24 protein-coding genes and 1 pseudogene are annotated in these 25,118 nt (G+C 59.5%); 13 read left to right on the top strand and 12 right to left on the bottom strand.

What is annotated here, in order from left to right:
• Positions 1 to 47: 47 nt before the first annotated feature.
• From BLQ41_RS18570 to BLQ41_RS18555, 4 genes are all read left to right on the top strand, one after another.
• A complete protein-coding gene (locus BLQ41_RS18570) occupies positions 48 to 884 on the top strand; it encodes an ABC transporter permease (RefSeq protein ID WP_090183107.1) in 837 nt (278 codons plus the stop codon).
• Between the two features lie 3 nt (positions 885 to 887).
• On the top strand, positions 888 to 1,601 hold the full coding sequence (locus BLQ41_RS18565; RefSeq protein ID WP_090183106.1) for an ABC transporter ATP-binding protein: 714 nt from the start codon (positions 888 to 890) through the stop codon (positions 1,599 to 1,601).
• Positions 1,602 to 1,940: 339 nt separating this feature from the next.
• Entirely contained in the window at positions 1,941 to 2,213 is a 273-nt protein-coding gene (locus BLQ41_RS18560; protein WP_090183105.1) for a hypothetical protein, read from the top strand.
• A gap of 182 nt (positions 2,214 to 2,395) precedes the next feature.
• Positions 2,396 to 2,623, top strand: coding sequence for a DUF6555 family protein (locus BLQ41_RS18555; RefSeq protein ID WP_090183103.1), 228 nt, complete (start codon positions 2,396 to 2,398; stop codon positions 2,621 to 2,623).
• Between the two features lie 74 nt (positions 2,624 to 2,697).
• Here the strand turns inward: BLQ41_RS18555 and BLQ41_RS30705 are convergent, their stop codons facing one another.
• Genes BLQ41_RS30705 through BLQ41_RS18545 form a run of 3 tightly spaced genes read right to left on the bottom strand, consistent with a single transcriptional unit; the run spans position 2,698 to position 3,923 of the window.
• Entirely contained in the window at positions 2,698 to 2,853 is a 156-nt protein-coding gene (locus tag BLQ41_RS30705; protein WP_167360494.1) for a hypothetical protein, read from the bottom strand.
• 60 nt (positions 2,854 to 2,913) lie between these two features.
• A complete protein-coding gene (locus BLQ41_RS18550; protein ID WP_162830874.1) occupies positions 2,914 to 3,225 on the bottom strand; it encodes an AzlD domain-containing protein in 312 nt (103 codons plus the stop codon).
• The gene (locus BLQ41_RS18545; protein WP_090183102.1) at positions 3,225 to 3,923 is read right to left on the bottom strand and encodes an AzlC family ABC transporter permease; all 699 of its coding nucleotides are present in this window, start codon (positions 3,921 to 3,923) and stop codon (positions 3,225 to 3,227) included. The genes BLQ41_RS18550 and BLQ41_RS18545 overlap by 1 nt, the downstream gene beginning before the upstream one ends.
• Positions 3,924 to 4,070: 147 nt before the next feature.
• Between BLQ41_RS18545 and BLQ41_RS18540 the strand changes: the two genes are divergently transcribed.
• A complete protein-coding gene (locus BLQ41_RS18540; RefSeq protein ID WP_090183100.1) occupies positions 4,071 to 4,472 on the top strand; it encodes a DUF2784 domain-containing protein in 402 nt (133 codons plus the stop codon).
• A 46-nt stretch (positions 4,473 to 4,518) separates the two neighbouring features.
• Here the strand turns inward: BLQ41_RS18540 and BLQ41_RS18535 are convergent, their stop codons facing one another.
• Positions 4,519 to 6,096 (bottom strand): sensor domain-containing diguanylate cyclase, encoded by a 1,578-nt coding sequence (locus BLQ41_RS18535; protein WP_090183098.1) that lies wholly within the window; start codon positions 6,094 to 6,096, stop codon positions 4,519 to 4,521.
• Between the two features lie 127 nt (positions 6,097 to 6,223).
• Positions 6,224 to 6,751: a DUF3087 domain-containing protein gene (locus BLQ41_RS18530; protein WP_090183096.1), complete on the bottom strand. Its 528-nt coding sequence runs from the start codon at positions 6,749 to 6,751 to the stop codon at positions 6,224 to 6,226.
• Between the two features lie 211 nt (positions 6,752 to 6,962).
• Here BLQ41_RS18530 and ppnN point away from each other — a divergent pair, with 211 nt between their 5' ends.
• Complete coding sequence (gene ppnN / locus BLQ41_RS18525) at positions 6,963 to 8,336, top strand: nucleotide 5'-monophosphate nucleosidase PpnN (RefSeq protein WP_090183095.1); 1,374 nt, start codon at positions 6,963 to 6,965, stop codon at positions 8,334 to 8,336.
• A gap of 562 nt (positions 8,337 to 8,898) precedes the next feature.
• On the opposite strand, the gene BLQ41_RS18520 is transcribed toward ppnN, so the two are convergent.
• A complete protein-coding gene (locus BLQ41_RS18520) occupies positions 8,899 to 9,195 on the bottom strand; it encodes a DUF1330 domain-containing protein (RefSeq protein WP_090183093.1) in 297 nt (98 codons plus the stop codon).
• Between the two features lie 70 nt (positions 9,196 to 9,265).
• On the opposite strand from BLQ41_RS18520, the gene ribBA reads away from it, so the two are divergent.
• The 5 genes from ribBA (at position 9,266) to BLQ41_RS18495 (ending at position 14,591) form a co-directional block, all read left to right on the top strand.
• Positions 9,266 to 10,375: a bifunctional 3,4-dihydroxy-2-butanone-4-phosphate synthase/GTP cyclohydrolase II gene (gene ribBA, locus BLQ41_RS18515; RefSeq protein ID WP_090183090.1), complete on the top strand. Its 1,110-nt coding sequence runs from the start codon at positions 9,266 to 9,268 to the stop codon at positions 10,373 to 10,375.
• 261 nt (positions 10,376 to 10,636) lie between these two features.
• Positions 10,637 to 11,662 carry an ABC transporter substrate-binding protein gene (locus BLQ41_RS18510; RefSeq protein ID WP_090183089.1) on the top strand — a complete coding sequence of 342 codons (1,026 nt, stop codon included), beginning with the start codon at positions 10,637 to 10,639 and terminating at the stop codon, positions 11,660 to 11,662.
• Positions 11,659 to 12,603, top strand: coding sequence for an ABC transporter permease (locus BLQ41_RS18505; RefSeq protein WP_090183087.1), 945 nt, complete (start codon positions 11,659 to 11,661; stop codon positions 12,601 to 12,603). The genes BLQ41_RS18510 and BLQ41_RS18505 overlap by 4 nt, the downstream gene beginning before the upstream one ends.
• Positions 12,604 to 12,609: 6 nt before the next feature.
• Entirely contained in the window at positions 12,610 to 13,419 is an 810-nt protein-coding gene (locus tag BLQ41_RS18500) for an ABC transporter permease (protein ID WP_090183084.1), read from the top strand.
• A 17-nt stretch (positions 13,420 to 13,436) separates the two neighbouring features.
• Positions 13,437 to 14,591 (top strand): ABC transporter ATP-binding protein, encoded by a 1,155-nt coding sequence (locus BLQ41_RS18495; RefSeq protein ID WP_090183083.1) that lies wholly within the window; start codon positions 13,437 to 13,439, stop codon positions 14,589 to 14,591.
• Between the two features lie 943 nt (positions 14,592 to 15,534).
• On the opposite strand, the pseudogene BLQ41_RS18490 reads toward BLQ41_RS18495, so the two are convergent.
• Positions 15,535 to 16,940: pseudogene (locus tag BLQ41_RS18490) on the bottom strand (purine-cytosine permease family protein).
• 325 nt (positions 16,941 to 17,265) lie between these two features.
• Between BLQ41_RS18490 and BLQ41_RS18485 the strand changes: the two are divergent.
• Together BLQ41_RS18485 and BLQ41_RS18480 are read left to right on the top strand one after the other, a co-directional pair.
• Complete coding sequence (locus tag BLQ41_RS18485) at positions 17,266 to 17,751, top strand: flavin reductase family protein (protein WP_056740501.1); 486 nt, start codon at positions 17,266 to 17,268, stop codon at positions 17,749 to 17,751.
• 100 nt (positions 17,752 to 17,851) lie between these two features.
• Positions 17,852 to 18,895 (top strand): LLM class flavin-dependent oxidoreductase, encoded by a 1,044-nt coding sequence (locus BLQ41_RS18480; RefSeq protein WP_090183080.1) that lies wholly within the window; start codon positions 17,852 to 17,854, stop codon positions 18,893 to 18,895.
• A 52-nt stretch (positions 18,896 to 18,947) separates the two neighbouring features.
• On the opposite strand, the gene BLQ41_RS18475 is transcribed toward BLQ41_RS18480, so the two are convergent.
• The 5 genes from BLQ41_RS18475 to glnT all read right to left on the bottom strand — a co-directional run bounded on the left by BLQ41_RS18475 (position 18,948) and on the right by glnT (position 24,904).
• On the bottom strand, positions 18,948 to 20,273 hold the full coding sequence (locus tag BLQ41_RS18475; RefSeq protein ID WP_090183078.1) for an ammonium transporter: 1,326 nt from the start codon (positions 20,271 to 20,273) through the stop codon (positions 18,948 to 18,950).
• Between the two features lie 200 nt (positions 20,274 to 20,473).
• Complete coding sequence (locus BLQ41_RS18470) at positions 20,474 to 21,808, bottom strand: FMN-binding glutamate synthase family protein (protein WP_090183077.1); 1,335 nt, start codon at positions 21,806 to 21,808, stop codon at positions 20,474 to 20,476.
• A 20-nt stretch (positions 21,809 to 21,828) separates the two neighbouring features.
• Positions 21,829 to 22,512: a GltB/FmdC/FwdC-like GXGXG domain-containing protein gene (locus BLQ41_RS18465; RefSeq protein WP_090183076.1), complete on the bottom strand. Its 684-nt coding sequence runs from the start codon at positions 22,510 to 22,512 to the stop codon at positions 21,829 to 21,831.
• Between the two features lie 11 nt (positions 22,513 to 22,523).
• A complete protein-coding gene (locus BLQ41_RS18460; protein WP_090183074.1) occupies positions 22,524 to 23,429 on the bottom strand; it encodes a class II glutamine amidotransferase in 906 nt (301 codons plus the stop codon).
• Between the two features lie 140 nt (positions 23,430 to 23,569).
• Positions 23,570 to 24,904: a type III glutamate--ammonia ligase gene (glnT, locus tag BLQ41_RS18455; RefSeq protein ID WP_090183073.1), complete on the bottom strand. Its 1,335-nt coding sequence runs from the start codon at positions 24,902 to 24,904 to the stop codon at positions 23,570 to 23,572.
• Between the last annotated feature and the right edge of the window lie 214 nt (positions 24,905 to 25,118).

Raw genomic sequence — 25,118 nt, 5'->3', positions numbered from 1 at the left:
CGAGGCTGCGATCTCTTGATCTTGATTCATCGTCACCGGAGCCCTCCATGACCAGCAAAAGCAAAGACCTGCCCGCTCCCTTGGCATTACCCACACCGCGTCGCCTGAGCAGTGCCTGGCAACTGCGCCTCAAGGGCCTCGCCCTGCCGGTGTTGATCATCCTGCTACTGGAATTGGTCGTGCGCATCGGCTGGTTGCCGTCGTATCAAATGCCGGCGCCGAGCGAGGTCGCGTTGACACTCGGTGATCTGGCCGAGGGTGCGCTGTGGAAACACATCAGTGCCAGCCTGCTGCGAGTGCTGCTGGGCTTTGCCATTGGCGCCAGCCTGGCCTTGGTGTTCGCCGCGTGGGTCGGTTTGAGCCGCGAAGCTGAAGCCTATCTGGAGCCGACATTCGCCGGTCTGCGCTCGATTCCGAGCCTGGCCTGGGTGCCACTCTTGCTGTTGTGGTTAGGCATCGACGAGACCTCGAAAATTGTCCTGATCGCCATCGGCGCGTTCTTTCCGGTGTACCTCAACGGCGTCGCGGCGATTCGCGACATTGATCGCAAACTGGTGGAAGTCGGACAGATGTACGGCTTCAGCCGCCGTCGGCTGGTCCGGCGGATCCTGTTGCCAGCCGCCCTGCCCGGCCTGTTCACCGGGTTGCGCAGCGGCATGAGCCTGGCCTGGATGTTTCTGGTGGCGGCCGAGCTGATCGCAGCGACCAAAGGCCTGGGTTATCTGCTCAGTGACGGTCGCGAGACGTCACGCCCGGACATCGTCCTGGCCGCGATTATCGTATTGGCGCTGCTGGGCAAACTGAGCGACGGCATTCTCGCCGCACTGGAAAAACGCTTCCTGGCCTGGCGCGACACTTTCAACGGCCAAAGCGCAGAGGATTGAGCCATGCCTGAACACCTGCTGGACATTCGCGTCGAGCGCAAAACCTTCGCCGCCACCACCGTCCTCAAGAACATCCACTTGCAGCTGCAGCCCCGAGAAACCGTCAGCCTGCTCGGCCCCAGCGGCTGCGGTAAAAGCACCTTGCTGCGGATCATCGCCGGTCTGGAAAAAGACTTTCAGGGCGAGCTGCGCAACACCGCGGGGGAAGTCGCCTTCGTGTTTCAGGAAGCCCGGCTGATGCCGTGGCTGACGGTCGAACAAAACGTTGGCTTCAGCGCCGACAGCCATTACGACAAGGCCTGGGTCGCGCAATTGATTGAGGAAGTCGGCCTCGGCGGATTCGCGCAGGCGCTGCCAAAAGCCTTGTCCGGGGGCATGGCGCAACGGGTGGCGATTGCCCGAGGTCTTTACTCGAGACCGCAGGTGTTGCTCCTGGATGAACCCTTCAGTGCCGTGGACGCTTTCACTCGGATGAGGCTCCAGGACTTGCTGCTGCAACTGGCCGAACGTCATGCCATCGCCCTGCTACTGGTGACTCACGATGTCGATGAAGCCTTGTACCTCAGCGATCGCGTCCTGGTGATGGACAACCGCCCCAGCAGTATTCGTCAGGAACTGGCCGTGGAGCTGCCTCATCCGCGTGATCGGCGAGACCCGCTGCTGGCGCGTCTGAAGGCGTTGTCGTTGACCGAGTTGCAGCGTGCCCATGTAATTTGAAGACTCAGCGGGCCCTTGCATGCCAGGAATCAGGACAAGGTGTTGATTAATAAACTTGTTTTAAAATCGATGGAAAAGACAGACCTGTCTATACAAGGGCACTCGATGCAAAGTCATTGAAAGACAGTAACGTTAAAACAAGTGTTTCATGTTTGAAACGCCTGCCGATGCACGAATACAGTGACGCCAACCGCTTGTCTGACACTTTCAGCGTCGTGCATACATTTAATAACACTACGGATAGGATGCGCGCCGCATTCCCCCTTGCAACACCAGTTGACCAAAGAGTCAACAAACAAGGAAACCCCCTAATATCAACAAACCTTGTAGAGAACCCAGTTGCGCGACGATCTTGCCAATAACCAACTTTTCGGTGTGGAGTGCGTGTATCTGTCGCTGACAGAACGCTTTCAAATCGACTGTTTCATCGGGCAATACATAAACACCCGAAACCTTCACTCAGTGCCCGATATCAGCGACGTCCTTCGTTCAACCCTCGGGGCCTACTGCGGCACGCCACCGATCATGGTCAATGAATTGAACGCGTGGATCGATAAGACATTGGGCTATCGGGCGTTTCATCCAGACTTTGCGGCAATGGACGATCTTTGAATGAATGTTCATTTGGCTGATTAATAAACTGAACGAACGCGACATCGTTGCACTCTGAAGAACAGGCCTATCACGGCCTGTTTTTTTCAGTTCTCAAAACGATACGGCACGTCTGCCGCAGACGCCTTGAGTTCTCAATTCGACTTCTGCGCCAGAGCCTTGGCGGATATCAAAAGGAATACATGAGCGAACTCGTTCCCTATGCAGTGCACTATTTACTCGACGGCGTTCGTCAGCACTTTTTCAAACTGGCCGAGCAGTTCTCGGATGTGGACGCGATCCATTCGGCCTCCGCTCATGCCTATCCGCACGGTGACCAAAAAATCGCGGCACACGCCACACTCGAAGTTGCACGTTTGAAAGCCCAGCAATTGGGCATTACGCATATACGCTGGAATGAAGCGATTTGATTGACTGACACTGCACGCATGAAAAGCCCCGCTATTACGCGGGGCTTTTGCTTTTGGGAGGAGCAGATGATCGGTCAGGGCTTCAGCGGACGCTCTTCGTCGCGGTCTGACAGGTCTCGACTGTCATCATGCTTCCAATCCTGCCTCGCACGCTCCTGACGCTTGATCTCTTCCTCCGTGGGTTCATCTTCCTCTTCATCCAGGTCTGTACGCTTAGGGTCATTGGTCATGCTCACCTCGCTGCCTGAAGGGATCTATCTTTAAGCGTAGAACAAATTCCAGATTCCGACTCAGAGCCACCAGCGCAGCAAAAAGAAGAAGCCCATGCTCAACAGCATGCTGAGCAACGTATTGCGGGTGTACAGCACCAGACCCACCGCCACCAGCGAACTGATCAGGTAGGGATTGTCCCACTGCAGATTCAGCTGTTTGTCCGGCATGAACACGATGGGCCCGCAAATCGCGGTCAACATCCCCGGCACGGCGAACCCGAGAAACTGCCGGGCATTACTGCTCAGGCGCACCGGCAGTCGCGGTTCGAGGAACACGTAACGGTTGAGAAAGACCAGCACGCCCATTCCGATAATCACCGCCCAGACCATCATGTGCGCCCCCCGTAGAGTTTGTTGCAGACAAAGCCTGCCGTCATGCCCGCCAATCCCGACAGCACCAGCGCCGATCCCCACTGCCAATAGCTGAACAACACCGAACAAAACAACGAAACCGCCACGCAGACCACCGTCGGAACATTGCGTACCACCGGGGTGATCAAGGCAATGAAGGTCGCTGCGATGGAGAAGTCCAGCCCCAGGTGCTCCAGCCCCGGAATGCTGCTGCCCAGCACGATGCCAGCCAGGGTGAACAGGTTCCAGGCGACATAAAACGTCAGGCCCACGCCCAGGGCGTACCAGCGATTGAACTGTTGTCGGTCATGTTGACTGGTCAGGGCGAACAATTCATCGGTGAGCAAAAAGCCCAGGCCCACACGCCAGCGACCCGGCAGCGGGGAAATCACTGAACGCATGCTCATGCCGTACAGCAAATGCTGCGAGGTGAGTAACAGCGTGGTCAGCAGAATCGAAAAAATCCCGGCACCGCCCTTGAGCATGCCGATGGCAACCAGTTGCGCGGCACCGGCGAACACGATGCTCGACAATCCCTGGCCTTGTAGGGGAGTGAGATTGGCCTCGATGGCCATGGAGCCGGCCAACAGTCCCCAGGGCGCGGTCGCCAAGGACAACGGCATGATCGCTACGGCGCCGCGAAGAAAGGCGCTGCGTGGCATGAGTGAGTTCGACATAACGCTCTACAGCCTGGGGAAGACCTGCAACTGTGCCAGCCGTTACGCCCGAAAGCTTGAACAATCTTGCGCACTTGCGGGGTAGCCGCTGTCATTCATGGAACCGAGTAGCATGGAGTCATTGGCATTGCGCATCAGGGAGTCGACATGCTTTACCGGATAGCCGCCGATGGGCTGGTGCTGTTTCACCTGTTGTTCATACTCTTCGTGCTGTTCGGCGGGCTGCTGGTGCTCAAGTGGCGCGCGCTGATCTGGTTGCATCTACCCGCCGCGGCGTGGGGGGTAAGCGTGGAAGTCCTGCACCTGGCGTGTCCGCTGACCGAGTGGGAAAACCGCATGCGCCTCGCCGCCGGACAAACCGGTTACGGCGGTGGATTCATCGAGCACTACGTGTGGCCGGTGATCTATCCCGCCGGGCTGACACCGGCGATTCAACTGGCGCTGGGCAGCGTGGTGCTGGCGGTCAACGTGTTGGTCTATCTTCGGTTGTTCAAGTTGTGGAAGTTACGCCGGTATGGGAAGCCCCGCGCGAGGGGCGCGCGAACTTGATTATCGGCGTCACCAACGAACCGCCGGCCGTCCCCAGCCTTTGAAATCAGTTGGCAATCACACTCATGTTGCGCCCGCTGGCCTTGGCCACATACAAGGCCTTGTCCGCCGCGCCGATGAGGTCGTCGGGCGAATCTTGCGAAGCCATGTCATAGGCACAAACCCCCACACTGACCGTCACCATCCCCTCCGGGCTTTCCTTGTGTTCGATGTTGGCTTGCTGAACCGCGCGGCGGATTTTTTCGGCCACCAGAAACGCCCCGACGTAGTCGGTGCCGGGCAGCACGACGGTAAATTCCTCGCCGCCATAACGGGCGGGAAGATCCCCGGGACGCTTGATGTTGTCCTGGATGATTGCGCTGATGTTGCGCAGACACTCATCACCGGCCACATGACCGTAACGATCATTGAAATTCTTGAAGTGATCGACATCGATCATCAACAGGGCGAGGTGGGTCTGGGTGCGTCGGGCGCGACCCATTTCCGCCAGGATAAACAGGTCGAACTGACGTCGATTGGAAAGACCGGTCAAGGCGTCTTCAAGCGCCAACAGTTCAAGGCTGCGATTGACCTCGATCAGTTTTTCCCGAGCATCGAGCAAGACGCTCTGAATATGACTCTGCTGTTTCATGAAACGAATGAGGCGATAACCCAGCCCTCCCAGAAACATCAGCAGCAAGAGCAAGATGCCCGCGCTCAACGCTGTCTCCTGACGCCAGTCCGCCAGGACATCTTCCTTGTCGAGCGCTACAAAAACGATCAGCGGATAACCCTCGACCCGTCGATACCCGACGACCCGTTCAACACCGTCCAGATAGGACTTGACCGTTGCCGTGCCGTAACTGGCGCTGGGCAACAGTTGGGTAAACAGCGGGCCATTGGCGAGGCTGGTACCGACCTCTGACTCTTTGAACGGCCGACGAACAATGATGCTGGCATCGTCGGCAATCAGGTTGATCACGCCATTGCTACCCATGTCGATACTGTCGTAAAGCTCAAGGAAATGGCTGAGATAGATCGACGCCAGCGCCACACCGGCGAAACGGCCATCCGGGTGGTTGATCCGGCGCGACACGGTCATGATCCACTCGCCGCTCGACCGGCTTTTGATCGACGGCCCGATATGCGGACCACGGTCAGGATGATCGCGGTGGAAGGCGAAATATTCGCGGTCGGAATTGTTGGCACCCGGCACATCGGCGCCATTGGAATTGGCCACCCAGCGCCCTTGTTCGTCAAACACGAATAGGCCATGGAGCTGCGGCAATTCACTGCGCTGATCCCTGAGTAAACGTTGTAACCTGGGAATTCGAGCGGGGTCCATGCCGTCGTTTTCGAGACGATCGACCAAGGTGAACAGCAGCGTATCAGCCTGCTTGATCGACGCTCGCGCTTGTGAGGCCAACGTCTGTGCAAGGTTGGACATCGCCACTTCTTTGTCATGCAAATGGTACTGGCGCGAGTTCCAGGCTTCCCAGGTCGCAATCGCGGTCATCGACAGACACACCGCCACGAGCAGCAGCACGGCGTGTCGGACCCTGAATCGGGACTCAACCAGATCGGGCAGCCAAGGCGCGGCGACGATGGTGTTTTCAATTCGGTCTTTAATGGACGGATGCCCCATGACGTTCCCTGGCTCCTTATGACAGGGTGAATGTTCCTGTTCGCCCGTTCAACGGCATCTCAACAAGATAGGTGATTTGCCGGCTCATGCCGGGTTTGTATCGTAATGATGGGCCTAGACAACCGATTTACCGCGACAGCGGCTTCATTGCCTCAAGCCAGGCCGGATCCAACTGCGTTTGTTGAGTGTCGATACCCAGCGCTTCCATCCGCGCTTTGTGTTGATCCATTTCGCGGGTCAACTGGCTGTGGTCGCTGGAGTTGCCGTCCAGTTCGTGCATCTGGCTCAGGCCAAGGTGGTAGAAGCGCAACAGCTTCATGGCCGTCGGATCGCCCTGCTCCACCGCCGCCGTGACCTGATGCATGATGTTGGTGATGCTCATCAGGCTGCGCTTGAGCCGCCAGCCGTAGACCGCAGGCGCCATCCAGTCCTGGCTCCAGAACTTGCCGCGCATCAGCGCCACCATCAGCAGCACCGCGACAAACACCCCGCCGACGTTAAACCGCAGATTGTCGCCGCCGGGTTCACCGAACAGCGCCACCGCCGCCGTGGACAGCACCATCGCCAGCGCCAGGAAAATCAGGGCAATAATCACCGTGCTGCGCCGTGTCTGTTGACGAAAGCGTTCGGCGTTCATCGGCTGGATTTCGAACATTGCGTCGGGTTTCCTTGGGTCGGTGGGCAAAAAGACTGCGGGGCATTATCGCCCCTGCACAGGATTTAGCTATGCTGAGGCTCCTTTTCATCTTTTCATCGTCAAACGGGGAAATGGCGATACAGCGCAGTTCGTGCCATCTTCTTTCATGGATACATACTATTCGGATGCCATTCGCCTGTATGGATGGCATCGTTTTAAGGATCATTGAATGACCCAACGCCATGTAATCAACGCCTCCGTCAGCCCTAAAGGCAGCCTGGAAACCCTCTCTCAACGTGAAGTTCAGCAACTGAGTGAAGCCGGATCCGGCAGCATCTACACCCTCTTCCGCCAGTGCGCCCTGGCCATTCTCAATACCGGCGCCCATGTTGATAACGCCAAGACCATCCTTGAAGCCTATAAAGACTTCGAAATCCGCATTCACCAGCAAGACCGCGGCGTCCGCCTGGAACTGCTGAACGCCCCGGCCGACGCCTTCGTCGACGGCGAAATGATCGCCAGCACCCGGGAAATGCTGTTCAGCGCCCTGCGCGATATCGTCTACACCGAAAACGAACTCGACAGCCAGCGCATCGACCTGAGCAACTCCCAGGGCATCAGCGATTACGTATTCCACCTGCTGCGCAACGCCCGCACCCTGCGCCCCGGTGTCGAGCCCAAGATCGTGGTGTGCTGGGGCGGCCACTCGATCAACACCGAAGAATACAAATACACCAAGAAAGTCGGCCATGAACTGGGCCTGCGCAGCCTCGACATCTGCACCGGTTGCGGTCCCGGCGTGATGAAAGGCCCGATGAAGGGCGCAACCATCGCCCACGCCAAGCAGCGCATCCACGGCGGTCGCTACCTGGGCCTGACCGAGCCGGGCATCATCGCCGCCGAAGCGCCAAACCCGATCGTCAACGAACTGGTGATTCTGCCGGACATCGAAAAACGCCTGGAAGCGTTCGTCCGTGTCGGCCACGGCATCATCATTTTCCCGGGCGGCGCCGGCACGGCCGAAGAGTTCCTGTACCTGCTGGGCATCCTGATGCACCCGGACAACGCTGGCCTGCCCTTCCCCGTGATCCTCACCGGGCCCAAACATGCGGCGCCATATCTGGAGCAACTGGACGCGTTCGTCGGCGCAACGTTGGGTGAAGCGGCCAAGCAACACTACCAAATCATCATCGACGACCCGGCTGAAGTCGCCCGGAACATGACTCAAGGCCTCAAAGCGGTCAAACAATTCCGCCGCGAGCGCAATGACGCCTTCCATTTCAACTGGCTGCTGAAAATCGACGAAGGCTTCCAGCGCCCGTTCGACCCGACCCACGAAAACATGGCCAACCTCAAACTCAGCCGCGACCTGCCAGCCCACGAACTGGCGGCCAACCTGCGCCGCGCCTTCTCCGGCATCGTCGCCGGCAACGTCAAGGACAAAGGCATCCGCTTGATCGAAAAACACGGGCCTTACCAGATCCGTGGCGATGCCGGCGTAATGAAACCGCTGGACCAACTGCTCAAAGCGTTTGTGGCCCAACACCGGATGAAACTCCCGGGTGGCGCGGCCTATGTGCCGTGCTATCAAGTAGTCGCTTAACCCCCCCGTTCCCGCCCTCGCGCGGGAACGACCACCAACGAACTGACAAGCTGCCGCAATTGCCTTTTCAAGAGGCTGCGGCGGTTTGATTTGCCGAAAGCGCCCCCTCCGAGCTCTCTGTCGCCTGTCAGTACGCCATCGCGAGCAGGCTCACTCCTACACAAAGCAGATCGACGCAACGCTCTTGCTCCTCACCACTCAACAAGCCGAGCGGTAGCTCGCTTGCAGCTCTTGATCTTGATGCACACGCCGCCTCGAGAGGCCGAGTGGAGGTTCTGCGCAGTGGGCAACCCGGCATGGATGCCGGGTTAGCCGCCCCCGGCCATGGATGGCCGATGGCGGCGGGCCCACGGAGCAGGACCGGAGCGAGGGCATGCCGAGCCTAGGCGAGGCACCGAACGTCAGGGGCAAAAGCGCTTGGTTAATTGGCGCTTCTCCAAGTGACCCGCCGTAAAGGCGGAACCAATAGCCGCCGTTACCGCAGCAACGGATATGTACACCCAAAAGAAAATGGTCGGCTACCAGGCCGCCATCGCGAGCAGGCTCACCCCCACAATGGTCCTCAAACCGGCACCACACCCTCAACAATAATGACCTCAGCCCGCGCCACACCCTCACGGTGCCGTTTCGCCTCCTGATACTGCTCGCTGTGATAGCAAGCCAGCGCCTGCTCATACGAATCAAATTCAATCACCACACTGCGTTGCGGCGTCGGCCGGCCTTCCATCGCTTCGCTGCGCCCGCCCCTGGCCAGCATCCGCCCACCGTACAACGCAAAAGCCGCCGGCGCCCGCTGGGTGTATTGGCTGTATTGATCGGGATCGGTGACATCAACATGAGCAATCCAGTACGCCTTCATAGTGACCTCTCGGTTTATTTTGTATTATGGTATACCACATTACATTCCCACCAAACACTGAGAACCCAACATGGCCTTCAACAGCATCGAAGAAATCATCGAAGACTATCGACTCGGCAAAATGGTGCTGCTGGTTGACGATGAAGACCGCGAAAACGAAGGCGACCTGCTGCTCGCCGCCGACTGCTGCACGCCGCAAGCAATCAGCTTCATGGCACGAGAAGCCCGCGGCCTGATCTGCCTGACCTTGACCGACGACCACTGCCAGCGGCTCGGACTGGAACAAATGGTGCCGAGCAACGGCAGCGTGTTCAGCACCGCGTTTACCGTTTCCATCGAGGCCGCCGTCGGCGTGACCACCGGCATTTCCGCCGCCGACCGCGCACGCACGGTGGCCGCGGCCGTTGCCGTCGACGCCGTTCCGGCGGACCTGGTGCAACCTGGCCACATCTTTCCATTGCGCGCCAAGGAAGGCGGCGTGCTGACCCGCGCCGGGCACACCGAGGCCGGCTGCGACCTCGCCCGCCTGGCCGGCTTCACGCCAGCCTCGGTGATCGTCGAAGTCATGAACGACGACGGCACCATGGCGCGACGTCCCGACCTGGAAATCTTCGCGCGCAAGCACGGGATCAAGATCGGCACCATCGCCGACCTGATCCACTATCGCCTCAGCACTGAACACACCGTGGTGCGTATCGGCGAGCGTGAACTGCCCACGGTGCACGGCACTTTCCGCCTGATTACGTTTGAAGACCGCATCGAAGGCGGCGTTCACATGGCAATGGTCATGGGCAACCCGCAACGCAACGAACCGACACTGGTGCGCGTGCACGTAATCGACCCGTTGCGGGACCTGGTGGGCGCCGAATACAGCGGTCCTTCCAACTGGACATTATGGGCAGCCTTGCAACGGGTGGCGGCCGAAGGCTGCGGCGTGGTGGTGGTGCTGGCCAATCATGAATCGTCCCAGGCCTTGCTCGAACGAGTGCCACAATTAACCCAGGCACCCCGACAGTTCAGCCGTTCGCAATCGCGGATCTATTCTGAAGTAGGGACCGGGGCACAGATTCTGCAGGATCTCGGCGTGGGCAAGCTGCGTCACCTTGGCCCGCCGCTCAAATACGCAGGCTTGACCGGTTACGACCTGGAAGTCGTCGAGAGCATTCCGTTCACTGGATAAGCGCAGACGCGCCGCAGGGTGGCCTGACGGAAAAAAAACCCGCTTTTGGCTGATGGCCGGTAAGGCAAAGTGCTTGCACAAAGTTTGGAATACCATAATATGATATTCCATAGACCGGACGCTTCAGCCAAGTGCCCCCGACAGGGAAAGCACCAATAACAGCCCTTGGCACGGTCGCCGTTAGAGGCCAGATGGACCTACTGCTCCCGATAGGCGGGCATTACCAAGCCCGCTCAAAAACACAACAATGAGGGCGTGAAAATGGTGTTGAACAAACGTGCAACCGCAGTACTGTTCGCGGGTTTACTGGCCACGGTCAGTCACGCGGCCATTGCGGCTGAAAGCGTCAACTTCGTCAGTTGGGGCGGTAGCACCCAGGATGCACAGAAGCAGGCCTGGGCCGATCCGTTCAGCAAAGCCAGCGGCGTCACGGTGGTCCAGGACGGTCCAACCGACTACGGCAAACTCAAAGCCATGGTCGAAAGCGGCAACGTGCAATGGGACGTGGTTGACGTCGAAGCCGACTTCGCCCTGCGCGCCGCCTCCGAAGGCTTGCTCGAACCCCTCGATTTCTCGGTAATCCAGCGCGACAAAATCGACCCGCGGTTTGTTTCCGATTACGGCGTCGGTTCGTTCTTCTTCTCCTTTGTCCTGGGTTACAACGAAAGCAAGCTCGGCGCCAGCAAACCTCAGGACTGGTCCGCACTGTTCGACACCAAGACCTACCCCGGCAAACGCGCCCTCTACAAATGGCCAAGCCCTGGCGTGCTCGAACTGGCACTGCTGGCCGATGGCGTGGCTGCCGACAAGCTCTATCCGCTGGACCTGGATCGCGCCTTCAAGAAACTCGACACCATCAAGAAAGACATCGTCTGGTGGGGCGGTGGTGCACAGTCGCAACAGCTGCTGGCCTCGGGTGAAGCGAGCATGGGCCAGTTCTGGAACGGCCGGATCCACGCCCTGCAAGAAGATGGCGCGCCGGTGGGTGTGAGCTGGAAACAGAACCTGGTCATGGCCGACATCCTGGTCATCCCTAAAGGCACGAAAAACAAGGCAGCGGCCATGAAGTTCCTGGCCAACGCGAGCAGCGCCAAAGGACAGGCCGACTTCTCCAACCTGACCGCCTATGCGCCGGTCAACGTCGACAGCGTTGCACGCCTGGATTCAGTGCTGGCGCCTAACCTGCCGACCGCCTACGCCAAGGATCAAATCACTCTTGATTTCGCGTACTGGGCCAAGAACGGTCCGGCCATCGCGACACGGTGGAACGAATGGCTGGTCAAATGAAAATGGCGGCAACAGCTTCCTCTCCAGCAACCAAGACCGGGAGCGCCGCTGGCGCTGCCGGGGCGGTTCCCGCCAAGGCAGCAGTGCCTAAACAACCTGCGTCGATGGCGCAGCGCTGGCGCGGTGCGAGCAACCTGATTCCGGCCCTGCTGTTTCTGGGCCTGTTCTTCCTGGCGCCGCTGATCGGCCTGCTGCTGCGTGGTGTGCTGGAACCCGTTCCGGGCCTTGGCAACTACGAGCAGCTGTTCGCCAACTCGGCGTATGCCCGGGTCTTGCTCAACACCTTCTCCGTGGCCGGCCTGGTGACGCTGTTCAGCCTGCTGCTGGGTTTTCCGCTGGCCTGGGCCATCACCCTGGTGCCACGTGGCTGGGGGCGCTGGATCCTCAACATCGTGCTGCTGTCGATGTGGACCAGCCTCCTCGCCCGCACCTATTCCTGGCTGGTGTTGCTGCAAGCCTCCGGGGTGATCAACAAGGCGCTGATGGCGATGGGCATCATCGATCAACCGCTGGAGATGGTGCATAACCTCACCGGCGTGGTGATCGGCATGAGCTACATCATGATCCCGTTCATCGTCCTGCCGCTGCAGGCGACCATGCAGGCCATCGATCCGATGATCCTGCAAGCCGGCTCGATCTGCGGTGCCAGTCCCTGGACCAACTTCTTCCGGGTGTTCCTGCCGCTGTGCCGGCCGGGCCTGTTTTCCGGTGGGCTGATGGTGTTCGTGATGTCGCTCGGGTACTACGTCACCCCGGCCTTGCTCGGTGGCGCGCAGAACATGATGTTGCCCGAGTTCATCATTCAACAGGTGCAGTCCTTCCTCAACTGGGGCCTGGCGAGCGCCGGCGCCGCGTTGCTGATCGTGATCACGCTGGTGTTGTTCTACTTCTACCTGAAGCTTCAGCCGGAATCCCCGGTTGGCGCCAGCAACGCGAGGTAAGCCATCATGCTACTGACTCCCAATGCCATGAGCCGGCGCATGCGCTTCGGCCTGTATTTCACGACCGGGCTGATCGCGCTGTTCCTGTTGCTGCCGATCGTGTTCATCGTGTTGCTGTCCTTCGGCTCCTCCCAGTGGCTGGTGTTCCCGCCACCGGGCTGGACGCTGAAGTGGTACGGCCAGTTCTTCTCCAATGCCGACTGGATGAACGCCGCCGTGGCCAGTCTCAAGGTCGCGGTCCTGACCACCTTCTTCGCCGTTGCGCTGGGCTTGCCCACCGCGTTTGCATTGGTGCGCGGACGCTTCCCGGGTCGGGAAATGCTTTACGGCCTATTCACCCTGCCGATGATCGTGCCACTGGTGATCATTGCGGTGGCGGTGTACGCGCTGTTCCTCAAGCTCGGCTATACCGGCACGATGTTTGCCTTCGTCGTCAGCCACGTGATCGTCGCGTTGCCGTTCACCATCATCTCGATCATCAACTCGCTGAAGCTGTTCGATCAGTCGATTGAAGATGCGGCGGTAATCTGCGGCGCCTCGCGCCTGCAAGCGGTATTCAAGGTGACCTTCCCGGCCATTCGTCCGGGCATGGTGGCCGGCGCCCTCTTCGCCTTCCTTGTCTCGTGGGATGAAGTGGTGCTGAGCGTGATGATGGCCAGCCCGACCCTGCAAACCCTTCCCGTGAAAATGTGGACCACCCTGCGCCAGGACCTGACGCCTGTGATCGCCGTCGCTTCGACGTTGCTGATCGGCCTCTCGGTATTGGTCATGGTGATCGCCGCCGCCGTTCGCCGGCGCAATGAAATCAGCGCCTGAGCGCCCAGGAGTACGACATGAGTGCAGTGATCAAAGATTCCGCGCAACACAGTGACCAACCCCTGGTAAGCCTGCGCAACCTGAACAAGTACTACGGCGAATTTGCCGCCGTGGACGACATCTCGCTGGACATCAAGGACGGTGAATTCCTGACCTTCCTCGGCTCCAGCGGATCCGGTAAAAGTACAACGCTGTCGATGCTCGCCGGCTTCGAAACCCCGAGCAGCGGCGAGATCCTGGTCAATGGCCAATCGCTGGTCAACGTGCCGCCGCACAAGCGCGACATTGGCATGGTGTTCCAGCGTTACTCGCTGTTCCCGCACTTGTCGGTCCGCGACAACATCGCGTTCCCACTGGCGATCCGCAAACTGCCCGCCGCCGAGCGCGAGCGTCGGGTCGATGCGATGCTCAAGTTGGTGCAACTGGAACAGTTCGCCCATCGCCGCCCTTCGCAACTCTCCGGCGGCCAGCAGCAACGGGTCGCCATTGCGCGAGCGCTGGTGTATGAGCCACGTATTTTGCTGATGGACGAACCGCTCGGCGCGCTCGACAAGAAACTGCGTGAAGATTTGCAGGACGAGCTGCGCCAGCTGCACCGTCGCCTGGGCATCACCATTGTCTACGTGACCCACGATCAGGAAGAAGCCATGCGTTTGTCTCAGCGCATCGCCATTTTCAGCCATGGGAAAATCGTCGGGCTGGGCAGTGGTTTTGATCTGTATCAGAACCCGCCGAATGCGTTTGTCGCGTCGTTCCTGGGTAACTCGAACTTCCTCAAGCTCAAGGCTCAGGGCAACGCGGTGGCTTCGTTTGAAGGGCAGTCGCTGTCGATTCGTCTGACTGCCGGGTTGCAGATCGATCAGGATGTGCTGCTGATGGTGCGTCCGGAGAAGGCGTTGGCGTTGAGTGTAGAGCAGGCGGCTCGTGAGCCTCTGGCGGCGGGCTGGAATGAGGTATCGGCGATTGTCGGTGAGGTGTTGTTTCTGGGTGAGAGCCAGACGTGCACCGTCAAGACGCTGGGCGGGACTTCGATGACTGTGAAGGCGCTGTCTGCTGCGGGTATGCCGCTCAAGACGGGGGATCCGGTTCGTGTGCGTTGGGCTACTGCGGATGCTTGTGTGTATACCGAGTGGGCTGAGAGTGATTTGAACAAGGCTGCCGGGGCGCATTGATTTTCGGCTGGGCCGTATTTACATAGCGTCACCCTCGGGTCGCTGCAACGTCGGGTTGTGGTGGCCCTTTTTTTTGGGTTTTTGGTTTTTGGTTGGGGGCATATCCGTTTTTTTGGTGATGGCGGATATTGGTTCCGCCCTGACGGCGGGTCACTTGGAGAAGCGCCAAGTAACCAAGCGCTTTTGCCCCTGACGTTCGGTGCCTCGCCTAGGCTCGGCATGCCCTCGCTCCGGTCCTGCTCCGTGGGCCCGCCGCCATCGGCCATCCATGGCCGGGGGCGGCTACCGCGGCATCCTTGCCGCGGTGCCCACTGCGCAGAACCTCCACTCGGCCTCTCGAGGGGGCGTGCACCGCCAAAGCAAAACGAGGCGGCCTGCCGGCCGGCCTGTTTGCTCAACGCTTGCGCGTGCTGATCGTTCCCATGCTCCGCGTGGGAATGCCGCCGGGGACGCTCTGCGTTCCGCTGTCGACAGCAGGCTTGAGTCTTGCGCAAGGGTGACGCGGAGCGTCACGGGATGCATTCCCACGCGGAGCGTGGGAACGATCAACATTAAGCGGAACGGCGCACCGCTGTTGCTCCTCACCACTCATCAGGTCGAGCGTTAGCTCGCCTTCCGCTTTTGATCTTGATCTTGATCTGCCCCGTCGGGAGGCCGAACGCAGGTTCTGCGTAGTGGGCAACCCGGCATGGATGCCGGGTTAGCCGCCCCCGGCCATGGATGGCCGATGGCGGCGGGCCCACGGAGCAGGACCGGAGTGAGGGAATGCCGAGCCTAGGCGAGGCACCGTACGTCAGGGGCGCTGGCGCTTGGTTACTTGGCGCTCTTCCAAGTGACCCGCCGTAAAGGCGGAACCAATAGCCGCCATCACCCAAATAACGGATATACACACAAAAAAACGCCCGACCAAAGCCGGGCACCCCAAACCACACAAACAACGTAATCAGTCAGCAAACCCCAACCGCGAAACCCTGCCCTCCTGCACCTGCCCCCGCGTCGCCAGGCAATAGTAAAGCGGACACGTCACCACCAACCCCACCAACCAGGACAAATCCGCACCGTCCACCAGATTGGCATAAGGCCCGACATACAACGACGTATTGGCAAACGGCAGCTGCACAATAATCCCGATGAAATACGCCACAATCGCATGCCAATTGAACCGCCCGTAAATCCCGCCATCCGCGCGGAAAATCGAAGCAATGTCATAACACCCACGCTTGATCAGATAAAAGTCGATCAAGTTGATCGAAGCCCAAGGCACCAACACCAGCAACAACGCCAGAATCAACCCGATGAACTGCGAAATGAAATCCGCCGAAGCCCCCAACGCCACCACACAGCAGCCCGCCAGCACCCCACTCGACAAAACCACACGCACCTTGATGCTCGGCGTCCATTGACTGGCAAACGTCTGGATCGACGTAATGATCGACAGCACCGCGCCATACAGATTCAAGGCGTTGTGGCTGATGATATTGAGCAAAAACAACACCATCAAAATCGGCCCCAACCAACCGGTCGATTGCTTCACCGCCGCCATCGCTTCAGTGCCTTCCGGCGTCGCCAGCACCGCGACCGCACCAAAGGTAAAAGACAAAATGGTACCCAGCGTTGCGCCCAGGTAAGTAGCGAAAAACGGACGGGCAATTCCGATATCGGCTGGCAGGTAACGCGAATAGTCCGACACGTAAGGCGAAAAGCTGATCTGCCAGATAATGCCCAGCGACACCGTCGCCAGCCAGCCGGATACATTGAAACTGCCGCGAGTGAAAAAGTCAGCCGGCAAGTCATGAGCAAAGATATAGAGGAAACCGGCCAGCAAGGCACTGCCCATCACCCAGGTCCCGATGCGGTTGAGCGTATGAATGAAGCGGTAGCCGATCACCCCGATCGCGGTGGCGCTCAACGCACCGATAAGGATGCTCGCCGGAACCGGAACCGATGGCGCAAGGCCGACGATGGATTTGCCGGCCAACACGATGTTGGAGATGAAAAAGCCGACGTAGATGAGCGCGGCAAAGAACACGATCAGCAGCGCACCATAACGACCGAACTGGCCGCGACTCTGGACCATCTGCGGAATGCCCATGCGCGGCCTTGCGCCGAGGCCAGGGCGATCACCAGGCCGCCCACCATGTGCCCAAGCGCAATGGCCAGCAACCCCCAGAAAAGATTGAGGTGGAACACTTGCACCACCATCGCACCGGTGACGATGGGCAGCGGCGCAATGTTGGTGCTGAACCACAAGGTGAAAAGATCGCGGGCCTTCCCGTGGCGTTCCGCGAGAGGGACGTAATCGACCGTATGATTCTCGATCAGGGGGTCTTGCCGGGACATCTGGGACATGTGCATGAACTCGAGTTTGTCTGATCTTATATTTGTATGAAGCCAAACCGGGGGAGCTCTTGGACCGCCCCTCAGAGGCTGGCCATATTATGGTATTCCAACATTTTCACAAGACTGATCCGGTTTTTTTGCGACGATCTGCCCCGCTTTTCTGAGCCACACAAGATCGCACTTAATCGTTAAAGCCCCAGCAATCATTGGACGAAACACCAATTCCATACGTTTATCGGGCGACAAAAAAAGCCCTTGCAAACTATGTATTACGGTATACCATCAGACCTACAAACACATAAAAACCCGTACCACACCGCCAGAGGACCGTCCCATGATCGATGCCGCCATCTACAAACAAGTAATGGGTTCGTTTCCGTCCGGGGTGACTGTCATCACTACACTCGATGACGACGGCCAGATCGTCGGCCTGACCGCCAGCGCCTTCAGCTCGCTGTCCATGGACCCGGCCCTGGTGCTGTTCTGCCCCAACTACAGCTCCGACTCGTATCCGGTACTGATCAAGAACAAACGCTTTGCCATTCACGTGCTGTCCGGCGGCCAGCAAAGCGAAGCCTATGCGTTCGCCCGTAAAGGCAAAGACAAGGCGCAAGGCATCGAATGGACCTTGAGCGAGCTGGGCAATCCGATTCTGGCGAACGCCACGGCCGTGATCGAATGCGAACTGTGGCGCGAATATGAAGGCGGCGACCACGCGATCATGGTTGGCGCCGTGAAGAACCTGATCGTGCCTCAGCAGAACGCCGGGCCACTGGTGTATTGCCACGGCAAGATGGGCGCCCTGCCCGTGCTCGCCTGATTAGACAATACTCAGAATATGTTGCGTAGATTGCGAATTCCGAGACTCCAATAAACAGCCTGTCGACAGGCCGACAACAAAAGAATCCGAGGTAAGTGTCATGAAATTTTCGCTGTTCGTGCACATGGAACGTTGGGACGAGAGCGTCAGCCATCGCCAGCTGTTCGAAGACTTGACCGAACTGACCCTGATGGCCGAGGCCGGTGGTTTCAGCACTGTCTGGATCGGCGAACACCACGCCATGGAATACACCATCTCGCCAAGCCCTATGCCGCTGCTGGCCTACCTGGCAGCCAAGACCACCACCATTCATCTGGGCGCCGGCACCATCATCGCCCCGTTCTGGCACCCGTTGCGGGTCGCCGGTGAATGCGCGTTGCTCGATGTGATCAGCAACGGACGCATGGAAGTCGGCCTGGCCCGTGGCGCTTACCAGGTTGAGTTCGACCGGATGGCCGGCGGCATGCCTGCTTCGTCCGGCGGTCAGGCACTGCGCGAAATGGTTCCAGTGGTCCGGGCATTGTGGCAAGGCGACTACGCCCACGACGGTGATATCTGGAAATTCCCGACCTCCACCAGCGTGCCAAAGCCGATCCAGAAGCCCAACCCGCCGATGTGGATTGCCGCTCGCGACCCTGACTCCCACAACTTCGCCGTGGCCAACGGTTGCAACGTCATGGTCACGCCGCTGATGAAAGGCGACGAAGAAGTCCTCGACCTGAAGAACAAGTTCCAGACCGCGCTGGACAACAACCCCGACGTGCCCCGCCCGCAATTGATGGTGCTGCGTCACACCCACGTCCACGCCGTCGATGACCCCGAGGGCTGGAAAGTCGGCGCCAAGGCGATCTCGAAGTTCTACCGCACTTTCGACGCCTGGTTCGGCAACAAGCAAACACCGGTCAACGGTTTCCTCGCACCGAGCCCGGAAGAAAAATTCGCCGAGCGTCCGGAGTTCCAACTGGAGAGCCTGCACAAGACCGCCATGATCGGCACGCCGGAAGAAATCATTCCGCGCATCAAGTATTACCAGGAACTGGGCGTCGACGAATTCAGCTTCTGGTGCGACAACAGCCTGCCCCATGCGGAAAAGAAAAAGTCCCTGGAGCTGTTCATCAAACACGTGGTCCCAGCGTTCCGCTGATTAAAAAGTACAACGCCGGCTCATGGCCGGCGTTGTGTTGTCAGCGCAGCCATCAATGGTTATAGGCACGCTCGTTGTGCTCGGCCAGATCCAGTCCCATCTCCTCCACCGACTCATCGGCACGCAAGCCGATCACGGCATTGATTACCTTAAGAATGATCCAGCTGACGGCGAAGCAATACACCGTTGTCAGCAGCACACCCTTGATTTGCGCCACCACTTGCGCGCCCATGGTCACGCCTTCGACCATCCCGCCCAGCGACGGCACGCAGAACACCCCGGTCAGTACCGCGCCGATCATCCCGCCGATTCCGTGCAAGCCGAATACATCAAGGCTGTCGTCATAGCCGAAGCGGCGCTTGAGGACGGTGACGCTCAAATAGCAGAACACCCCGCACAGCAGACCGATCGCCAGCGCACCACCGACGCCCACATAGGCGCACGCCGGTGTGATGCCCACCAGGCCGGCCAGCGCACCACTGGCAAGGCCCAAGGCACTTGGCTTGCCGACCTTGAACCACTCGGTGAACATCCAGCCGAGAATCCCGGCGCAAGCACCCAATTGAGTGTTGAGCATGACAATCCCGGAAGTGCCGTTTAGGCCGCCACCGGAGCCGATATTGAAACCAAACCAGCCGACCCAGAGCATGGCCGCCCCCGCCATGGTCAGGCTCAAGTTGTGCGCCGGCATCGGCGTGTTCTGGTAGCCCTTGCGCTTGCCGAGAATCAGACACGCAGCCAAAGCCGCGACGCCGGCGTTGATATGCACCGCCGTACCGCCGGCAAAATCGAGGACGCCCCAGTTATGCATCAAGGCGCCCGAACCGCCCCATACCATATGGGCCACCGGGGCATACACCAGGGTGAACCACAGCGCCATGAACCACAGCGCTGCCGAAAACTTCATGCGCTCGGCAAACGCCCCGGCAATCAGCGCCGGAGTGATGATGGCGAAGGTCATCTGGAAGGTCACGAACACGCCTTCCGGTATATCGCCGACCAGGCTCTGCGGGGTCATTCCCGCCAGAAAGGCTCGGTTCAAGCCTCCGACAAAGCTGTTGAAGGTCACTTGCCCCTCGACCATGCCCGTGGTGTCGACCACCATGCTGTAGCCGTAGATCACCCATAAAACACCCACCAGTCCGGCGACGCCAAAGCACTGGGTGAACAACGACAACATGTTTTTCGCCCGCACCAGGCCGCCATAAAACAGGGCCAGGCCCGGCAGACACATGAACAACACCAGCACGGCGGCGGTGACCATCCACGCGGTGCTGCCGGTGTTCAAGGTGGGTGCGTCGGCCGCCTGAGCCAACGGCACCAGTGCACCACTGGCTAACAGGCCAAGAAGGGATTTGCCAAGAAGACGATTGACCATGTTCAAAGCTCCTGCAAAAGAAATGGGAAGTGCCGGGCAGTGAGCAATTGGATTTCATGGGCCTCTTGGTGGGCCCCCTGATCTGATCGTTCCCACGCTCCTGCGTTGGAATGCAGCCCGTGACGCTCTGCGTCACAGAATCGGGACGCAGAGCGTCCCATGAGGCATTCCCACGCAGAGCGTAGGAACGATCCTGTCACTCAATAACCGGAGCCCGGAATCCAGCTAGTCCCGGCCAGTGGCACCCTGGCCATCGCGGCCGATTCCACTGTCAGCGCCACCAGATCCTCCGGATCGAGGTTGTGCAGGTGCGACTTGCCGCATGCCCGCGCCATGGTCTGGGCTTCCAGCACCAGCACCCGCAGGTAGTTGGCCAGACGGCGTCCGCCCTCCACCGGATCCAGACGCTTGGACAGTTCCGGATCCTGCGTGGTGATCCCGGCCGGATCGCGGCCGTTCTGCCAGTCGTCATAAAAGCCTGCGGCTGAGCCGATCTTCTGCAGTTCGTCATTCAGTCGCGGGTGGTTGTCGCCCAGCGCAATCAGCGCCGCCGTGCCGATGGCCACGGCGTCCGCGCCCAGCGCCATGGCCTTGGCCACGTCGGCACCGTTGCGAATCCCTCCCGAAACGATCAACTGGACCTTGCGGTGCATGCCCATTTCCTGCAAAGCCTGTACCGCTTGTGGAATGGCCGGCAAAATCGGGATGCCCACATGTTCGATAAACACCTCCTGGGTCGCCGCGGTGCCGCCTTGCATACCATCGAGCACGATCACATCCGCGCCGGCCTTCACCGCCAGCTTGACGTCGTAGTAAGGCCGGCTGGCGCCGATCTTCACGTAGATCGGTTTTTCCCAATCGGTGATTTCACGCAGTTCGGCAATCTTGATCGCCAAGTCATCCGGGCCGGTCCAGTCCGGGTGGCGGCAGGCGCTGCGCTGATCGACGCCAATCGGCAAGGTGCGCATACCCGCTACCCGCTCGGTGACTTTCATGCCCAGCAACATGCCGCCACCACCCGGTTTGGCGCCCTGCCCCAGGACGATTTCGATGGCATCGGCCTTGCGCAGGTCATCCGGGTTCATGCCGTAACGCGACGGCAGATATTGATAGACCAGGTGCTGCGATTGCCCGCGTTCCTCCGGCGTCATGCCGCCGTCACCGGTGGTGGTGCTGGTGCCGGCGATGGTTGCCCCACGACCGAGCGCTTCCTTGGCATTGGCGGACAACGCACCGAAACTCATGCCGGCAATGGTCACCGGAATCTTCAGATGGATCGGCTTCTTGGCGAAACGGTTGCCGAGGATCACATCGGTGCCGCACTTCTCCCGATAACCTTCCAGCGGGTAGCGCGACACGCTGGCGCCGAGCAGCAGCAAGTCATCGAAGTGCGGCACTTTGCGCTTGGTGCCGCCACCGCGAATGTCGTAGATGCCGGTCTCGGCGGCACGCTGGATTTCCTGGATGGTCAGGCGGTCGAAGGTCGCGGATTCACGCAATACCGGGGCTGCTTTTGGGCTGGTAGGGTCGCTCATGTCTGTTCTCCTGGCGTGAATCAATACGCGGACGCGTTATCGACTTTGAAGTTGTACAACTGACGGGCCGAGCCGTAGCGCTTGAAGTCAGCGGCCTTGTGCTCGAAACCGGCACGGTTGAGCAGGACCTGCAGCTCTTCCAGGTGCTCGGCGCGCATCTCTTTCTCGATGCAATCCGAGCCCAGGGAGGCAACGCTGCCCTTCACATAAATGTGGGTTTCGTACAACGAATCGCCCAGCGCATCGCCGGCATCACCGCACACCACCAGTCGTCCGGCCTGGCCCATGAAACAGCTCATGTGACCAATGCTGCCGCCGACCACGATGTCGATGCCTTTCATGGAAATCCCGCAACGGGCTCCGGCATCGCCTTCGATCACCAGCAATCCGCCATGGGCGGTGGCGCCGGCGGCCTGGGAGGCGCTGCCCTTGATCCGCACATAACCGGACATCATGTTCTCGGCGCAGCCGACACCGGCATTGCCATGAACGGTGATCGAAGCCTTCTGGTTCATGCCGGCGCAGTAGTAACCGGCGTGGCCCTGGATATCGATGGAAACGGCCTGGTTCACCCCGACGGCGAGATTGTGCTTGCCGTTGGAGTGAGTCACGACCCACTCGCGGTCTTCTACGCTGTGGACCTGGTCATGCAGCGCCTGATTGAGGTCACGCACGGTGGCAATGGAAAGATCGATGGTTTTCATGTGTGTGCTCCTTAAGCTGACTCGCGTTCCCAGATGTACAAGGTGGCCGGTGCCGGCTCCCAGATCCTGGCGTTTTCAATGCCCGGCAGGCTCGACAGCGCCTGATACTCCGAGGCCATGGCGACGTAGTCGTCGGTCTCGGCGAGGATCGCCGGCTTGCAGGCGATCGGGTCGCGAATCACCGCGAAACCGTTACGGGTGCCGATGGCGAAAGTGAAGAAACCGTCGAGATCTTCCAGCGCATGATCCAGCGCCTCCTTCAACGAGTCGCCCTGCTGCAGACGCCAGGTCAGGTAACCGGCGGCCACCTCGGTGTCGTTGTCGGTTTCAAACTGGATGCCTTCGCGCTTGAGTTCCTGACGCAGGCGGAAGTGGTTGGACAGCGAGCCGTTGTGCACCAGGCACAGGTCCGCTCCAGTGGAAAACGGGTGGCTGCCTTCCATGGTCACCGCGCTTTCAGTCGCCATGCGGGTGTGGCCGATGATGTGACTGCCTTTCATGCCGGCCAGGCCGAAGCGTTGGGAAATTTCCTGGGGCAGCCCCATGCCTTTGAGGATTTCAATGCTCTGCCCGGCGCTCATGATGCGGACGCTGGGTGCCAATTCAGCAAGGGCCAGACGGACCGGCGCCTCGTCCGCGTGGATCTTCAGCACCGCCGCACTGGCGTTCTGGAACCAGTCCAGTGAACAGCCCAGGCGCCCTTCCAGTTCGCCCATCAGGGTTTTCCAGTCGAAGCCTTCGGTGGTGGCCTGCAGGGTCAGCTTGACCCAGCCATCGGCGACTTCATCGCCGTAGATGGCAAAGCCGGCACTGTCCGGGCCACGATCGGTCATGGCCTGCAACATTGGTTCGAAGAGCTGCCCCAGCCGGGATTCCAGCTGCGGATTTTTCAGGTAAAGACCTACGATTCCACACATGACAACAGTCCTCACTTCGTTCGGAAGCTGCAAGCTGCAAGCTGCAAGCAATCCACATTGATAGAAATTGCAGTGACACACCGCCAAACCGCTTTTACTTGCGGCTTGAAGCTTGCAGCTCGTAGCTGCCGCCAGCGGGCTCAGAAAAATTCGGTGTAGCGCGCGACTTCCCAGTCACTGACATGGCGGCTGTACTCGACCCACTCCATACGCTTGAGCTTGATGAACTCGCCCACGATCTGCGGGCCCAGCACTTCGGCGAACAGCGGGTCGGCTTCGAGCGCATCGCAGGCTTCCTTGAGCGACTGCGGCAGGGTCTTGATGCCGCGCGCGGCGATCTGCTCCAGGCTCAGGCTGTAGAGGTTTTCGTTGCAGACGTGGTCGATTTCCAACTGACGGTCGATGCCGTCCAGACCCGCAGCGATGATGGCCGCGCTGACCAGATAGGGATTGCAACCGGCGTCCGGCAGGCGAAATTCCAGGCGTCCGTAAGGCACACGGACCATCGCGGAGCGGTTGTTGGCACCAAAGGCAATAAAGGCCGGCGCCCAGGTCGCACCGGACAACGAATTGCCCACCACCAGACGCTTGTAGGAGTTGACCGTCGGTGCGGCAAAGGCACACAGCGCCGGGCCGTGTGCCAACAGGCCGGCGGCGAAGTGATAGGCCATTTTCGACAGGCCCATGCCGCTCGGATCGCTGGCGTCGTGGAACAGGTTCTTGTTCTCGGCACTGCTGATCGACAGGTGAAAGTGCATGCCGTTGCCGGCACGTTTCGGGTCGGGCTTGGGCATGAACGAGCAGATCATGCCCAAGTCATTGGCAATCTCGCCGGCGGCCATGCGGAAGAAAGTGAAGCGATCCGCCGAGGTCATGGCATCGCTGTAGGTGTAGTTGATTTCGAATTGGCCATTGGCGTCTTCGTGATCGATTTGATAGACCTCGAAATCCACCGCTTGCAGCGCTTCAGTCAAACGCTCAAGAAACACCCGGGAGCGCGACAGACCTTTGTAGTCGTAGCAAGGCTTGTCCAGGTTATCGCTCAGATCGACCAGTTGCAGCTTGCCCTGCTCGTCACGGCGCATCAGGTTGAATTCGGGTTCCAGGCCGGTGTTGAGCGTCCAGCCCTTGTCTTCCAGGCGACGGATCTGCTGCTGCAGCACGTAGCGGCTGTCATAGGGATGCGGCTTGCCGTCGACATGGCCAATGCACACGACCCGGCCATAACCCGGTTGCCAAGGCACTGGTGTCAGCGTCGACAAATCGCCGCGAGCCATGAAGTCCGGCCCGTGCGGCTCCATGCCCATGCCGCTGATGGCGAAACCGGCAAAACCGGCGCCGTCCTCAGCCACGGCCTTGAGCCCGCAGATCGGCACCGATTTGGTTTTTGCCGCGCCATGGATATCGACAAACTGTGCAAGCACGTACTTGATGCCGTGCTTGTCGATAATGTGCTGGGTTTCTGCTGGCAACATTGCTCGTCACTCCTCGCGAAAGGCAAAACATGATGGATAGGCCTTAACTGACTTTTTATTCCTAAAAAGAAAGTTTGTTTCCCAATAGGAATGCAAGGCCCTTGCCACATTTGCCAGGAAGGCGTCCGCGTGAGGTGAGAAGCGTTTTTGTGCTGTATATATGGGAAAAATCTTTTCCCCGTGGGAATATTCACGCCGGAACAAGACGCGAATG

This window comes from Pseudomonas arsenicoxydans, assembly GCF_900103875.1.
Lineage (GTDB): Bacteria > Pseudomonadota > Gammaproteobacteria > Pseudomonadales > Pseudomonadaceae > Aquipseudomonas > Aquipseudomonas arsenicoxydans.
The sequence above is the reverse complement of the archived record's forward strand: the minus strand, read 5'-3'. Positions and strand labels throughout refer to the sequence as shown.